Origin of the sequence: Oscillibacter sp. KLE 1745 (genome assembly GCF_000469445.2) — a bacterium.
GTDB classification, from domain to species: Bacteria; Bacillota; Clostridia; order Oscillospirales; family Oscillospiraceae; genus Oscillibacter; species Oscillibacter welbionis.
In genome coordinates this window covers 6265-6959 of the sequence record NZ_KI271759.1, presented here as the reverse complement: position 1 = coordinate 6959, position 695 = coordinate 6265, and the positions used below count along the sequence as shown (strand labels likewise).

Genomic DNA, 695 nt, shown 5'->3' with positions numbered 1-695 from the left:
AAGCGCCGTGCGCATGTGCGCACGGCGCTTTTTCCTGTTTGGTTCAGAGAGGTAAGCGGGGGGGAATGCTCAGTCCTCAGCCATTTTGCGATACTTGGCGTAGCGGTCCTTGGCGTCCTGGACGGTCTTCTCGTACAGGCGCTGGGCCCGGTCCGGGAAGTTGATCTGCAGGGAGGCATAGCGGTTCTCGCCCTTCAGATAGTCCATCATCTTGCCGCTGTCGGGCTCGGGAGAATCCAGCTGGAAGGGGTTCTTCCCCTCCGCGATCCGGCGGGGATCATACCGGTACAGATGCCAGTAGCCGCACTCCACCGCCTTCTTCATCTCCTCCTGCGTGCAGCTCATGCCCGCCTTGATACCGTGCTCCAGGCAGGGGCAGTAAGCGATGACGATGGCCGGGCCGGGATAGGACTCTGCCTCCCGGATGGCCTTCAGGGTCTGGGCTTGGTCGTAGCCCATGGCCACCTGGGCCACGTAGATGTAGCCGTAGCTCATGGCGATGGCGCCCAGGTCCTTTTTCTTGACCTCCTTGCCGCCGGCGGCGAACTTGGCCACTGCCGCAGTGGGCGTCGCCTTGGAGGACTGTCCGCCGGTGTTGGAGTACACCTCCGTATCCATCACCAGCATGTTGATGTCCCGGTTCTGGGCCAGCACGTGGTCAATGCCGCCGAAGCCGATGTCGTAGGCCCAGCCGT

The 695-nt window shown here is 62.7% G+C and carries 1 protein-coding gene; it reads right to left on the bottom strand.

Features of this window, described 5'->3' with window-relative positions:
• Positions 1-69 precede the first annotated feature (69 nt).
• Positions 70-695 (bottom strand): thiamine pyrophosphate-dependent enzyme (locus HMPREF1546_RS14705; RefSeq protein ID WP_021752074.1); only part of this gene is annotated, 626 nt, incomplete at its 5' end.